The sequence below is a fragment of the Aeromonas sp. MaB10011B genome (genome assembly GCF_017939325.1).
GTDB classification, from domain to species: domain Bacteria; phylum Pseudomonadota; class Gammaproteobacteria; order Enterobacterales; family Aeromonadaceae; genus Aeromonas; species Aeromonas caviae.
The window spans coordinates 132,159-145,197 of the sequence record NZ_JAGKRK010000004.1 but is presented as its reverse complement, the minus strand read 5'-3'; the positions used below and the strand labels follow the sequence as shown (position 1 = coordinate 145,197).

Annotated in this window: 11 protein-coding genes and 1 pseudogene; 7 read left to right on the top strand and 5 right to left on the bottom strand. The window is 64.8% G+C overall.

Annotated elements, in window-relative coordinates:
• Positions 1-204, top strand: a pseudogene (locus tag J9893_RS02505) (IS1595 family transposase); the annotation flags it as partial.
• A 48-nt stretch (positions 205-252) separates the two neighbouring features.
• On the opposite strand, the gene J9893_RS02500 reads toward J9893_RS02505, so the two are convergent.
• Positions 253-1,596 carry an anaerobic C4-dicarboxylate transporter gene (locus J9893_RS02500; protein WP_143237313.1) on the bottom strand — a complete coding sequence of 448 codons (1,344 nt, stop codon included), beginning with the start codon at positions 1,594-1,596 and terminating at the stop codon, positions 253-255.
• Positions 1,597-1,892: 296 nt separating this feature from the next.
• A complete protein-coding gene (gene asnS / locus J9893_RS02495; RefSeq protein WP_039039869.1) occupies positions 1,893-3,293 on the bottom strand; it encodes an asparagine--tRNA ligase in 1,401 nt (466 codons plus the stop codon).
• Between the two features lie 168 nt (positions 3,294-3,461).
• Here asnS and J9893_RS02490 point away from each other — a divergent pair, with 168 nt between their 5' ends.
• Positions 3,462-3,836 carry a hypothetical protein gene (locus J9893_RS02490; RefSeq protein WP_223302528.1) on the top strand — a complete coding sequence of 125 codons (375 nt, stop codon included), beginning with the start codon at positions 3,462-3,464 and terminating at the stop codon, positions 3,834-3,836.
• On the opposite strand, the gene J9893_RS02485 is transcribed toward J9893_RS02490, so the two are convergent.
• Positions 3,824-4,645 (bottom strand): HAMP domain-containing protein, encoded by an 822-nt coding sequence (locus J9893_RS02485; protein ID WP_053288636.1) that lies wholly within the window; start codon positions 4,643-4,645, stop codon positions 3,824-3,826. The two genes, J9893_RS02490 and J9893_RS02485, sit on opposite strands and share 13 nt — an antisense overlap.
• 135 nt (positions 4,646-4,780) lie before the next feature.
• The gene (bioA, locus tag J9893_RS02480) at positions 4,781-6,055 is read right to left on the bottom strand and encodes an adenosylmethionine--8-amino-7-oxononanoate transaminase (protein WP_143237314.1); all 1,275 of its coding nucleotides are present in this window, start codon (positions 6,053-6,055) and stop codon (positions 4,781-4,783) included.
• Between the two features lie 193 nt (positions 6,056-6,248).
• Between bioA and bioB the strand changes: the two genes are divergently transcribed.
• The 5 genes from bioB (at position 6,249) to htpX (ending at position 11,098) form a co-directional block, all read left to right on the top strand.
• Positions 6,249-7,337 carry a biotin synthase BioB gene (gene bioB, locus J9893_RS02475; RefSeq protein WP_143237315.1) on the top strand — a complete coding sequence of 363 codons (1,089 nt, stop codon included), beginning with the start codon at positions 6,249-6,251 and terminating at the stop codon, positions 7,335-7,337.
• Positions 7,334-8,530 carry an 8-amino-7-oxononanoate synthase gene (gene bioF, locus J9893_RS02470; protein ID WP_042882501.1) on the top strand — a complete coding sequence of 399 codons (1,197 nt, stop codon included), beginning with the start codon at positions 7,334-7,336 and terminating at the stop codon, positions 8,528-8,530. The genes bioB and bioF overlap by 4 nt, the downstream gene beginning before the upstream one ends.
• Positions 8,520-9,323: a malonyl-ACP O-methyltransferase BioC gene (gene bioC / locus J9893_RS02465; protein WP_113070485.1), complete on the top strand. Its 804-nt coding sequence runs from the start codon at positions 8,520-8,522 to the stop codon at positions 9,321-9,323. Before bioF ends, bioC begins: the two co-directional genes overlap by 11 nt.
• Before the next feature lie 108 nt (positions 9,324-9,431).
• Positions 9,432-10,112, top strand: a complete 681-nt coding sequence (bioD, locus tag J9893_RS02460) for a dethiobiotin synthase (RefSeq protein ID WP_041215555.1) — start codon at positions 9,432-9,434, stop codon at positions 10,110-10,112.
• Positions 10,113-10,225: 113 nt separating this feature from the next.
• Entirely contained in the window at positions 10,226-11,098 is an 873-nt protein-coding gene (gene htpX, locus J9893_RS02455; protein ID WP_010674070.1) for a protease HtpX, read from the top strand.
• Between the two features lie 80 nt (positions 11,099-11,178).
• Here the strand turns inward: htpX and J9893_RS02450 are convergent, their stop codons facing one another.
• Positions 11,179-12,981: an MOSC N-terminal beta barrel domain-containing protein gene (locus tag J9893_RS02450; protein ID WP_143237316.1), complete on the bottom strand. Its 1,803-nt coding sequence runs from the start codon at positions 12,979-12,981 to the stop codon at positions 11,179-11,181.
• Positions 12,982-13,039 lie beyond the last annotated feature (58 nt).

Sequence of the window (13,039 nt, the reverse complement as noted above, 5' to 3'; positions counted from 1 at the left end):
GGCGCGTACCACATCCAGCATGTAAACGGATATCACCGTCGATTGAAAGAGTGGATGGAGCGGTTCCATGGGGTAGCGACCCACTATCTGAGAAATTATCTGGGTTGGCGAAGGATGTTGGAGCGCTACGGGCGGGAAGTGAATGTACCACGTTGCTTGCATGAGGCGCTGGGGCGCCCCATGCAACACGTAATTGGGACATAGCCATAAAAAAGCGGCTCCCACGGGGGAGCCGCTCGCACTGGATGCCTGTTACAGCAGGATGCTGGTCAGGATGAAGCCCAGGGTACAGGAGGTTACCACCCCGATGAGGCCGGGCAGGATGAAGCTGTGGTTGATGATGAACTTGCCGATGCGGGTGGTGCCGGAGCGGTCGAAGCCGATGCAGGCGAGATCGCTCGGGTAGGTCGGCAGCACGAAGTAGCCGTAGCTCGCCGGCAGGAAGGCGATGAGCAGCTTGGGCTCCACCCCCAGCGCCAGCCCCATGGGGGCGATGGCGGTGAGCGCCGCCGCCTGGCTGTTCACCAGCTTGGAGATGAGGAAGAGCACCAGGGCGTAGGTCCAGGGCTGGGCCTGCACCACGTGGGAGAGGGACTCCTTGAGCAGCGGCATGTGGGCCTGGAAGAAGGTCTCGCTCATCCAGGCGACCCCGAACACGGAGAAGATGGCGACCATGCCCGCCTTGAAGACGGCGCCGTTGGCGATCTCCCCCGGCTTGACCTTGCAGCGCATCAGTATGATGGCGCCGGCGATCAGCATCATCATCTGGATCACCAGGTTCATGGAGAGGGGGCCCGTCTTGTCCTTGATGGTGAAGACGGGGCGCAGCGCCTCGTCGGCACCCAGCAGCACCACGGCGGCGATGGCGGCGAAGAAGATCCAGGTCGACCAATAGGCCTCTTTCGGGAACTTGGTATTGAGCAGGGTCTCGCCGCCGCCGTAGATGAAGTCGCGCTGGGCGGGGTCCTTGAGTTTGGCCTGGAACTCCTCGTCCTTGTCCAGATCCTTGCCGCGGCGCAGGCTCCAGAGGGCCGCCACCATGACACCGGTGAGGGAGGAGGGGATGGCGATCATCAGGATGTCGAGCAGGCCATAGGCCTGACCCACGCCGTGGGCCGCCGCCAGGATGGAGACCATGGAGACCACGGCCACCGAGACCGGCGAGGCGCAGATGGCCATCTGGGAGGCGACGGACGCCACCGCCATGGGGCGTTCCGGGCGGATGTTCTTCTGCAGCGCGATATCGGCAATGATGGGGAACATGGTGTAGACCACGTGGCCGGTGCCGCACAGGAAGGTGAGGGTCCAGGTGGTGAGCGGCGCCAGCAGGGTGATGTACTGGGGGTGGCGGCGCAGCAGGCGTTCGGCCACCTGCATCATCAGGTTGAGGCCGCCGGCAGTCTGCAGGGTGGCGGCGCAGCCGATCACCGCGAGTATGGTCAGCATCACCTGCACCGGCGGCTCGCCCGGCACCAGGCCGAAGACGAAGGTCAGCAGGAAGAGGCCGATGCCGCTGATAAGACCAAGCCCCATGCCCCCAAAGCGGGTTCCCAGCAGCAAGCAGCCGAGTACCACCAAAAATTCCATCAAGATCATTCCATTACCTCGTGTGTTTTATCCATGTCCCCATCGGCCAGCTGCCCGGGATCCGCTGTCGTCAATTACCCCTGAAGGGTTATGGATATTCTGTCACCCCTAAAGGGGTAAAAATTTGCGTTGCTTCAACAACCCGCTTTTTTCCGATTTAAGTGCATAAAAACTACGGCCAACCCGCTTTACCAAAGGCAAAACCGGGCCAGGGTCGTGGGAAGGAGGGAGACGAGGGGGAAACGACAGGCATAAAAAAGCCGACCCAGAGGTCGGCTCTTGCACTGTGCGAGCAGGCGGTCGCCTTAGAACTCGGCGGTGCGGGGGGTACGGGGGAAGGGGATCACGTCGCGGACGTTGCCCATGCCGGTCACGTAGACCACCAGACGCTCGAAGCCCAGACCAAAGCCGGAGTGCGGCACTGTGCCGTAGCGGCGCAGGTCGCGGTACCACCAGTAGTCTTCCTTGTTCAGGCCCATCTCGGCCAGACGGGCGTCCAGCACCTCGAGACGCTCCTCACGCTGGGAGCCGCCGATGATCTCGCCGATCCCCGGGGCCAGCACGTCCATGGCGGCGACGGTCTTGCCGTCGTCGTTGAGGCGCATGTAGAAGGCCTTGATGTCCTTCGGGTAGTTCTTCACCACCACCGGGGACTTGAAGTGCTCCTCGGCCAGGTAGCGCTCATGCTCGGAGGAGAGATCGATGCCCCAGGAGACCGGGAACTCGAAGCTCTTGCCACAGTTTTGCAGCACGTCGATGGCGTCGGTGTAGTCAATCTGGGCGAAGTCGGAGGCGACGAAGCGCTCCAGACGGCCGATGGCGTCCTTGTCCACGTGCTGGGCGAAGAACTCCAGATCGTCGCGGCGCTCGGTCAGCACGGCGTTGAAGACGTACTTCAGCATGGCCTCGGCCAGGGCGGCGTTGTCTTCCAGATCGGCGAAGGCCACTTCCGGCTCCACCATCCAGAACTCGGCCAGGTGGCGGCTGGTGTTGGAGTTTTCGGCGCGGAAGGTCGGGCCGAAGGTGTAGACCTTGGACAGGGCGCAGGCGTAGGTTTCGACGTTCAGCTGGCCGGACACGGTCAGGAAGGTCTCCTTGCCGAAGAAGTCCTTGTCGTAGTCCACCTTGCCTTCGGGGGTGCGCGGCAGGTTTTCCATGTCCAGGGTGGAGACGCGGAACATCTCGCCGGCCCCTTCGGTGTCGGAGGCGGTGATGAGGGGCGCCGCGATCCAGAGGTAGCCCTGTTCGTGGAAGAAGCGGTGAATGGCCTGGGAGAGGCAGTTGCGCACCCGGGTCACGGCACCGACGATGTTGGTGCGGGCACGCAGGTGGCCCTGCTCGCGCAGGTACTCGATGCTGTGGCGCTTGGCAGACATGGGGTAGGTGTCCGGATCTTCGACCCAGCCCACCACCTTGACCTCGGTGGCCTGCAGTTCGAACGCCTGGCCGCTGCCCTGGGACTCGACCACGGTGCCGGTCACTTCGACGGAGCAAGCTGTGGTCAGACGTTGCACTTCATTCTCGTAATTGGCCAGGGTATTGGGGGCGACGGCCTGCACCGGATGGAAGCAGGAGCCATCGGAAACGGCCAAAAATGAGATCCCCGCCTTGGAATCGCGGCGGGTCCGGATCCACCCTTTCACAGTCAGGGTGGTGCCGACCGAATACTTACCGGCCAGCACATCAACTACGGATGCGTGCGTCATCGAAATATTGTCTCCAGCTTGTTCTTGCAGCGCTATTTGCAACACTAGGGGTCTGGCCCGGGCGCAGTTGGCCCACCATGGCAGACTAAGCCGTTCATCTTACCCGCGCAGGTTTGATAAACAAGCAAAAATGTCGGACCCTTGCGGGGATTTCCCCATGCATCGTGCATGGATCATGGCGGCTGGACGGGGGTGAGGGTGAAGGAGCGCAGGCGGGGGCCGGATGGCTGGATACGGGTGTTGCAGGGGCTGGTGATCCTCTGCTGGGGCGGCTTTGTCGCCCTGCTCTCCCTCTATCACTTCGCCCGGCCAGAGGTGGCTTACGGCTTTCTGGTCTATGGGGGCGTCAAGGTGCGCCAGAGCTGGGACCCCCTGCTCACCCCCTGGCTGGAGCGCGGGCTCTGGGGTTGCTGCCTGCTGACCCTGGTGGTGCTGGTGCTGGCCCGTGGCCGCAGCCGTCGGCAGGAAGATGCCCGCCACGTCAATCTCTTCATCCTGCTGCTGATCCTGGTGGCCTGCCTGCTGCTTTACTACCGGGGCTGAGGGCCGTCGCCGTCATCCAGCCCCTGAGAGGCGGGGCGCTTGCCTATCTGGCGCTCCACGCTGTCGAGCATCTGGTTGTAGGCGAGCGCCACCCGGCCAATCTCGTCCCCTTCATCCCCCTCCAGCCTGTGGCCGAAGTCGTTGCGATCGGTGGCCTCCTCCATGGAGCGGGTCAGCTGGTTGAGGGGGCGGACTATCCAGGTGCGGATGACCCAGAGGGTGAGCAGGAGTCCCAGCCCGAAGATGAGGGTGAGGCTCAGGGCCGAGGTGAGGATGTTCTGCTCCACCCGGGTAAACAGGGTGTCGAGGGAGTAGTCAAAACGCACCGCCCCCAGCACGGTGTTTTCCGGCACCTGGTGGCAGCTGGTGCAGTCGGTACCGCGAAAATCCTTTCTGGCCAGCAGCGGGCGGGTCACCACCAGCCGGCTGTGCATGCCGTCATGCTCTACCTCCAGGCTCCCCTTGCCCGCCAGCGCCAGGGCATCAAACCTGTCCTTCGGGGCCTCGTCGTCACGGCCCGGCCCGTACTGCTTGTTGACCGCCGCCCCGCGCACGATGCGGGCATCTTCCACGTGGGCGTGATCGAGAAACTTGGCGCGCAGGGTGTCGCGGGCGTCCATCTTGCCGGTCAGCATCAGCATGTTGAGGCCGTCGAAGTAGGCCTCGGTCTGCTCGCGGCTCTGCTCCTTGATGAGGGTCAGGATGAGGTCACGCTCGCGCACCGCCTGATAGGCCGCGGAAAACACCAACACCATGGAGAAGATGAAGAGCAGGAAGAAGTTGATCTTGGCAGCAATGGAGAGGCGCATGGGACTGGTACATCTGTTGGGTAAAACCCGCGCAGTCTACTCTCCTCGCCGGACGGGTTTTGGTGTCTTGCTCACATTCTGATGAAAAAGCGCCAAAAGGCCCTGCGTTCTCATGCAGGGCCCGTTCATCCGGACTCAATATTCGCCGCTGGTGATGGCCTCGTGGATGGCGCCGGTCAATACCCGCAGCTCTTCAGAGGTGATGACGAAGGGGGGCATCAGGTAGATGAGCTTGCCAAAGGGACGGATCCAGGCGCCCAGTTCGACAAATTTGCGCTGGATGCGCGCCACGTCCACCCGCTCCTTCATCTCCACCACCCCGATGGCGCCGAGCACCCGGACATCGGCCACCGCCGGGTGCAGGGTCAGCTCCACCAGTTCGGTTTTGAGTTGGTGTTCGATGGCTTGCACTCGCGCCTGCCACGGGGAGGCGAGCAGCAGATCGATGGAGGCATTGGCCACCGCGCAGGCGAGCGGGTTGCCCATGAAGGTAGGGCCGTGCATGAAGACGCCCGCCTTGCCGTCACAGATGGTGTGGGCGACATGCTCGGTGGTCAGGGTCGCAGAGAGGGTGAGGTAGCCGCCGGTGAGTGCCTTGCCCAGGCACATGATGTCGGGGCTGATCCCCGCCCAGTCGCAGGCAAAGAGCTGGCCGGTGCGGCCAAAGCCGGTGGCTATCTCGTCGGCAATCAGCAGCAGGCCGAACTCGTCGCACAGGGCGCGCACCCACTGCAGGTAGCGGGGGTGATAGAAGCGCATGCCGCCCGCCCCCTGGACGATGGGTTCGAGCACGATGGCGGCAATTTCCTCGTGATGATCCGCCACCAGGGTGGCCAGCTCCACCACGCTCTGCTCGTCCCACTGGGCGTGGAAGCGGCAGCTTGGCGCTTCGACGAAATGGTGTTCGGGCAGGAAGCCCTGGTAGAGCTCGTGCATGCCGCCATCCGGGTCGCACACGCTCATGGCGCCGAAGGTGTCGCCGTGATAGCCGCCCCGAAGGGCAACGAACTTGGCGCGGGGCGTCCCTTTGGCATGCCAGTACAGCTGGGCCATCTTGAGGGCCACCTCCACCGCCACCGAGCCGGAATCCGCCAGAAAGACCCGATCCAGCCCCTTCGGGGTGATTTCCACCAGTTTGCGGCAGAGCTCGACCGCCGGGGCATGGGTCAGGCCGCCAAACATCACGTGGGACATCTTGCCGAGCTGGACGGTGGCGGCCGCGTCCAGTTCCGGCACCTGATAGCCGTGAACGCAGGCCCACCAGGAGCTCATGCCATCCACCAGCTCGCGCCCGTCCGTCAGGGTGAGGGTCACCCCTTTGGCGCTGGCCACTTCATAGCAGGGCAGGGGATGGGTGAGGGAGGTATAGGGGTGCCAGACGTGGTGCAGGTCGAATTCTTGGTTGGTCATTTTGTGTTCTGTTGTCAATTGATTTGATCTGGTCGGTGTTGACAGTCTACGCGTGCTCTCTACACTAGCCAACAATTTCAGCCACTTGGCTTCGCGCACGCCCTGGCGTCGCGCTGTCCAGCTGGCGGGTCTTGCGGCGAACGCTCTCTTGAGCGCGGCGCAGGATCCCACCAATAACAACCGGAAGCCATGTATGAATGCTCTCACCGCGGGTGCCCACGCCCTTCGTCACGACTGGACCCTGTCCGAGGTTCAGGATCTCTTTGCCCTGCCATTCAACGATCTGCTGTTCCAGGCCCAGATTGTGCACCGCGCCCATTTCGACCCGAACGAGGTGCAGGTAAGCACCCTGCTCTCCATCAAGACCGGGGCCTGCCCGGAAGATTGCAAATATTGTCCCCAGAGCGCTCGCTACCACACCGGGCTCGAGACCGAGCGGCTGATGGAGGTGGAAAAAGTGCTGGAGCGGGCCCGGGAGGCCAAGGCCAACGGCTCGTCCCGCTTCTGCATGGGGGCGGCCTGGCGCAACCCGAAAGAGAAGGACATGCCCTATATCCTGCGCATGATTGAAGAGGTGCGCGGGCTCGGTATGGAGACCTGCATGACGCTGGGGATGCTGACCGCCGATCAGGCGGCGCGTCTCGGGGCTGCGGGGCTCGATTACTACAACCACAACCTCGACACCTCGCCGGAGTTCTACGGCGACATCATCACCACCCGCACCTATCAGGACAGGCTCGACACCCTGGAGCATGTGCGCGGCGCCGGCATGAAGGTCTGCTCCGGCGGCATCGTCGGCATGGGGGAGCAGGCGAAAGACCGTGCGGGCCTCTTGATGGCGCTGGCCAATCTGCCGCGCCACCCGGAGAGCGTGCCCATCAACATGCTGGTCAAGGTGAAGGGGACGCCCCTGGAGAACCAGGAGAACCTGGACCCGTTCGAATTTATCCGCACCATCGCCGTAGCGCGCATCATGATGCCGGCCTCCCACGTGCGCCTCTCCGCCGGGCGGGAGAAGATGAACGAGCAGATGCAGGCCATGTGCTTTATGGCCGGGGCCAACTCCATCTTCTACGGCTGCAAGCTGCTGACCACCCCCAATCCGGACGAGAACAGCGACATGCAGCTCTTCAAGCGCCTTGGCATTCGCCCCGCCCAGCGGGCCCAGAAGCCGGATCAGGTTCAAGAGGAGGAGCTGCTGGCCGAGGTGAGTCGCCAGAGCGAGCCCAGCGAGCTCTTCTACGACGCCACTCGTCCCCGCGCAGAAGCCGTCCGTACATGATGACCCCCGTTGTCACCGGCCCCTTTGCACTGGGGCAGGCCCTGGCCGAGCGTGAGCAGGCCGCCCTGCTGCGCCGCCGCACCCCGGTGGAGGCCGCGAGCGGTGGGCGGATCCGGGTCGGGGGGCGTGATTACCTCAACGTCTCTGGCAACGACTACCTGGGCCTTGCCGGTCACCCCGCCATCAAGGCCGCCTTCACGGCGGGGGTGGCGCAATATGGCGCAGGGGCAGGCGCCTCGCCCCTGGTGACCGGTTACAGTCGCGCTCACCAGCAGCTGGAAGAGACGCTTGCCGACTGGCTCGGCGTGGAGGCGGTGCTGCTGTTCAACTGCGGCTTCTCCGCCAATCAGGCGGTGCTCAAGGCCCTGCTCGGCAAGGATCACCTGCTGTGGCAGGACAGGCTCAACCACGCCTCCCTGCAGGAGATGGGGAGCCAGCTCCCCTGCAAGATGAAGCGCTTTTGCCACAACGACATGGCGGCCCTTGAGCGGCTGCTTGAGCCAAACCGGGGCCTGATCGTCTCGGAAGGGGTCTTCAGCATGGACGGGGATCAGGCCCCCTGGGCTGAGCTGGCCACACTCGCATCCCGAAGCGGCAACTGGCTGATGATTGACGATGCCCACGGCCTCGGCGTGCTGGGTGCCGAGGGGCGCGGCACCCTGGCGGCCCAGGGGGTTGCTCCTGCCAGCGTGCACATCCAGATGGGGACCTTCGGCAAGGCGCTCGGGGTGGCCGGCGCCTTTGTGGGTGGCAGTCGCGAGCTGGTGGAGTACCTGGTCAATTTTGCCCGCCACTATGTCTACAGCACCCATATGCCCCCCGTCCAGGCGTGCGCCGTGCGCCAGAGCATCGAGCTGGTACGTGTAGCCGACGAGGCCCGTGCCCACCTGGCTCGCCTTGTCGCCCGGTTCCGGCAGGGGGCGCAGGCGCTCGGCTGGCGGCTTGGGGCAAGCGATACCCCCATCCAGCCGCTGCTGGTGGGGGAGAGCGTCGCTGCCCTGCAACTGGCCGAGCGGCTGCGGGAATGCGGTGTCTGGGCCGGCGCCATCCGCCCGCCCACGGTGCCGGTCGGCACGGCGCGCCTTCGCATCACCCTGTGCGCCGCCCATGGCGAAGATGACGTGGATCGCCTGCTCGAGGCCCTGGGGCCCCGCCCATCCACCGACGAGAGAGGGGGCGCCCATGGTGCATGAGCGTTTCCAGTCAGTGGACAAGGCGCAGCTCGCCCGCCGCTTCGGGGCGGCGGCCCGCCACTACGACGCCCACGCCCGCTTCCAGCAGGAGGTGGGGCAGTCGCTGCTGGCGCGCATGGACGAGGGGGGCGTGAAAGAGGTGCGCTCAGGGGCCGGGCTGGATCTGGGTTGCGGCACCGGTTTCTTCCTGCCTGCCCTGGCGCCGCGCTGCGAGACGCTGACCGGGCTGGATCTCGCACCCGGCATGCTGGCCCAGGCGGCCCTTCGCGGCAGCGGAGCCCGCCTGGTGTGCGGCGATGCGGAGGCACTGCCCTTTGCCGACCAGAGCCTGGACTGGGTCTTCTCCAGCCTGGCCCTGCAGTGGTGCGAGCGGCCGGCCCAGGCCTTTGCCGAGCTCAACCGGGTGCTCAAACCCGGTGGACAGGTCTTCTTCTCGACCCTGCTTTCGGGGTCACTGTGGCAACTGCGGGAGGCCTGGCGGGCCGTGGATGGTCGTGACCATGTCAATCGCTTCCTGACGTTGCCTCAGTTGCAGCAGGCGGCCCGTGACGGGGGCTTCGAGGCCCCGGCACTCTGCCCGCTGACCTGGTCCCTCGCCTACCCGGCGCTCAGCGGACTGCTGCGCGACCTCAAGGGGATAGGCGCGAGCCAGGTCAACGACGAGCGGTCTGCGGGCCTGGGTCATCGCCAGCGCCTGGTGCGACTGGGGGAGGCCTACGAGCGCCACCGTCAACCGGACGGCCTGCTGGCCGCCAGCTACGAGGTCTGCCTCGGGCGCCTGGTGCGGCGCTGACACAAAAAGACCCGGCGCACCCACCCCTTCAGCGGCAGGACGCGCGCCTGCCTTTCACCATGGATATCGGGGCGCCTCTGCGCCCCTGCACTGCATCGAGGAATCATCATGGGGACATCCTATTTCATCACGGGCACGGACACCGACGTGGGCAAAACCCTGGTGGCCCGCACCCTGTTGCTGGCGCTTGCCGCCAGAGGCATTCGCTGCGCCGGGTACAAACCGGTGTCGGCGGGCTGCACCCGCACCCCGGAGGGGCTTCGCAATCTGGATGCCTTGCTGTTGCAGCAGGCGGCCACGGTTGCGCTGCCCTACGAGCAGGTCAATCCCTATGCCTTCGAGCCGCCCATCGCCCCCCATATCGCCGCCCGTGAGCGGGGGGCGAGCATCCCCTTCGAGGGGCTGTCCGCCGGCTTGCGGGAGATTGAGGGAGCTGGGGCCGATCTCGTCATTGTCGAAGGGGCGGGGGGCTGGTTCCTGCCGCTGGATCATCAGCGTCTGCTCTCGGAGTGGGTCGCCCAGGAGCGGCTGCCGGTGATCCTGGTGGTGGGGGCCAGGCTGGGCTGCCTCAACCATGCCCTGCTCACCGTCAGCGCCATTCGCCAGCAGGGGTTGACCCTGGCGGGCTGGGTCATTAACCGGGTGGATCCGCACATGAGCCGCTACGAGGAGAACCTGGACACCTTGAAAGCCATGTTGCCGGCCCCATTTCTGGGGGAACTCCCCTTCGTGGACGCGGTGAATGAGGTGGATTTGCACCACTGTCTCGATGTGTCGCCCTTGCTCTGAGGCCAGACATTCAGCAAACATTCATCGAGTCTGTCTATTATCTGGGGCAAGTGTGGCATCGGTCGCCCCTGGGGCGCCCCGAACCATGCATCCATATCTCACAAGGAGTCAATATGAAGCGAATTATGCTATTCCTGGTGACCAACCTGGCCGTCATGCTGGTGCTGGGGGTGGTACTCAATATCCTGTTCTCGGTTCTGGGGATCAACAAGTCCAGCATTTCCGGTCTGTTGGTGTTCTGCGCCGTGTTCGGTTTTGGGGGTTCCTTTATCTCCTTGCTGATGTCCAAGTGGATGGCCAAGCGCAGCTATGGCGTCCAGGTCATCGAGCAGCCCCGCAACGAGACCGAGCACTGGCTGGTGAGCACTGTTGCCCGTCAGGCCCGTGAGGCTGGCATCAAGATGCCGGAAGTGGGGATCTACGACTCCCCCGAGATGAACGCCTTTGCCACCGGCGCCCGCCGTGACGACTCCCTCGTCGCCGTCTCCTCCGGTCTGCTCTACAGCATGAGCCGCGACGAGGCGGAAGCCGTGCTGGCCCACGAGGTGAGCCACGTGGCCAACGGCGACATGGTGACCTTAACCCTGATCCAGGGGGTGGTGAACACCTTCGTGATGTTCTTCGCCCGCATCGTGGCCGGCGTCATCAGCAACTTCTTCAGCTCCAACAACGAGGAAGAGAGCAGCAGCACCGGCGGTTTCGCCTACATGATCACCGTGTTCGTGCTGGAGATGGTGTTCGGCGTGCTCGCCTCCATCATCGTCATGTGGTTCAGCCGTCAGCGCGAGTTCCGTGCCGACGCCGGTGCCGCCAAGCTGGCCGGCCGCGACAAGATGATCGCCGCGCTCCAGCGTCTCGCCCGCGGTGCCGAGCCGCAGATGGAGGGTTCCATGATGGCGTTCGGCATCAACGGCAAGCGCTCCATGAGCGAGCTGTTCATGAGCCACCCGCCCATCGAGCAGCGCATCGCCGCCCTGCGTGGCTGATAGCCAGTCATCTAAAGAAAACGGCTGCCCTCGGGCAGCCGTTTTGCATTCCGGGGACGGGGTTTTGCCCCCCGATCACCCTATTTGATCACCAGATCCGTCAGGGGCACGGCGCAGCAGGTGAGGATCTTGCCCTCGGCACGCTCGGCGGCGCTGATGGCGGGGGCATCGGGGTGATCCACCTCGCCCGAGACCAGGGTCTGCTTGCAACTGCCGCAGATGCCGGCACGGCAGCTCCAGGGCAGCTCTACCCCCTGCTTGTTGGCCTGATCCAGCACGGTGCCCTGGTTGTTGCCCGCAAACTCCCGCTCGCCGATACGCAGTTGCACCGCCTGATGGGGGCGGGCCACCGAGAGCAGGGCCCCGCCAAAGCTCTCCTGGCGGATGCGCCCGGCCGGTACGCCGAGGGCGGTCAGCCGGTTGGCTGCATCGGCCATGAAGCCGTGGGGGCCGCAGATGAACACCTCCCGCTCCTGCAAATCCCGGATCCGGCCCAGATGATCGTCATTCAGACGGCCGCTGAGTCCCTGCCAGTGTTTGTCAGGCTGGCTCAGGATCAGGGTGAGGGTCATTCCCTGCTGCGCCATGGCGTGCAGCTCGCTGGCGGCAGGAATATCCGCCTCGCTGCGACACAGGTGCATGAAGTGGACGTCACCGAGCTCCCCCCGTAGTGCCAGAGTGCGGGCAATGGAGAGCATGGGGGTGACACCGGATCCCGCCGAGAGCAGGAGCAGCCTGCGCTCGGACCCTAAGTGAAACTCGCCGGCCGGGGGGGCGGCCAGCAGGTGATCGCCCACGCGCAGCTCATGGTGCAGCCAGGGGGAGAGGCGGCCATCGGCCAGCTTCTTGACGCTGATGCTGTAACGCTCGGGCCGCTCCGGCGTGGAGCTCAGGGTGTAGCGGCGTTGAACCCGTGTGTTTTTGATATCGAGGCTGATGGGCAGGTGCTGGCCAGGCAGGTAGTCGGGCAGGGGCTCGCCGTCGGCGGCCTCGAACCAGAAGGTTTCCAGATCCCGGGCCAGGGGTTCCCGGGCGACGCACACCAGCTCCCGCTTTTTCGGGGCCGCGTTGGGGTAGACCGGCGCCCGGGCTCGCTCCAGCACCTCGATCTCGCTGCCCGCCTCAATCCACCCCTCGTTCAGGGCCACCAGATTCTGGCCGAAATAGACCTCACCATCTTCGCCACGGCGGTAGCGGGTGAGGGTGGCCAGCGGCTCTTTCAGGGCATTGAAGCGCTCCGTGCCTGCCTCCACCGTGGTCATGATGCAGCGGCTGCACGGCTTGTCCACCCGAAACTCCACCTCGCCGATGCGGATCCGCTTCCAGCCATCCTCTTCGAAGGGGCGGGTGCCGCTCGCCACCAGGTTGGTACGAAACTGGCTCATCTGGTGCAAGGCATCGGATCTCAGGTTGAGATCCTCAAGGGAAGCCTGGCTGATGAGCAGCAAGGGGTAGCCGTCCGCAAAGCTTACCCGGGTGCCGGTCTTCTCCCGAAAACGATCGGATGCCTCCCCGAGCCAGAGCAGGCGCACCGGTTCCCTCGCCACCCGGCTCAGCCACTCATCGGCGTCGGGCCCGGTGTGCAAGGCGGTAAAGCGATCCCCCCAGACACCGGTGTGCTGAGGGGCGCGACTGAATGCCGCCTCCATGAGGGCAAGGGGGGGCAGACCCGGATAGCGCAGTTGCAGCCCCCCCTGGACGGGGGTGGCCACCACCTGCTGCAACTGGGGATGGGTGCGGGCGGTGATAAAGGTGCCATCCGGTTTGACCACCATGTAGCGGCGATCCCCGGCAAGTCCCTCCTGGGTCACCTGGGCGCGCTCCAGCGGCATGCCTGCCGTCGATTTGATGGGGTAGAGATGTATGCTGGCGAGGGTCGGCATGTCCTGGTCCTTGTGCTGTGGCGATTCCTGTGAAGAGGGGAAGATAACGATTCCTGCC

What these genes read in the sequence shown, in the direction of transcription:
- bioC (WP_113070485.1), top strand. Translation starts at nt 8,520, where the DNA reads ATGGTGCATGAGCGTTTCCAGTCAGTGGACAAGGCGCAGCTCGCCCGC.
- J9893_RS02450 (WP_143237316.1), bottom strand. Translation starts at nt 12,981, where the DNA reads ATGCCGACCCTCGCCAGCATACATCTCTACCCCATCAAATCGACGGCA.
- bioA (WP_143237314.1), bottom strand. Translation starts at nt 6,055, where the DNA reads ATGACCAACCAAGAATTCGACCTGCACCACGTCTGGCACCCCTATACC.
- bioB (WP_143237315.1), top strand. Translation starts at nt 6,249, where the DNA reads ATGAATGCTCTCACCGCGGGTGCCCACGCCCTTCGTCACGACTGGACC.
- asnS (WP_039039869.1), bottom strand. Translation starts at nt 3,293, where the DNA reads ATGACGCACGCATCCGTAGTTGATGTGCTGGCCGGTAAGTATTCGGTC.
- htpX (WP_010674070.1), top strand. Translation starts at nt 10,226, where the DNA reads ATGAAGCGAATTATGCTATTCCTGGTGACCAACCTGGCCGTCATGCTG.
- bioF (WP_042882501.1), top strand. Translation starts at nt 7,334, where the DNA reads ATGATGACCCCCGTTGTCACCGGCCCCTTTGCACTGGGGCAGGCCCTG.
- J9893_RS02490 (WP_223302528.1), top strand. Translation starts at nt 3,462, where the DNA reads ATGGATCATGGCGGCTGGACGGGGGTGAGGGTGAAGGAGCGCAGGCGG.
- J9893_RS02485 (WP_053288636.1), bottom strand. Translation starts at nt 4,645, where the DNA reads ATGCGCCTCTCCATTGCTGCCAAGATCAACTTCTTCCTGCTCTTCATC.
- J9893_RS02500 (WP_143237313.1), bottom strand. Translation starts at nt 1,596, where the DNA reads ATGATCTTGATGGAATTTTTGGTGGTACTCGGCTGCTTGCTGCTGGGA.
- bioD (WP_041215555.1), top strand. Translation starts at nt 9,432, where the DNA reads ATGGGGACATCCTATTTCATCACGGGCACGGACACCGACGTGGGCAAA.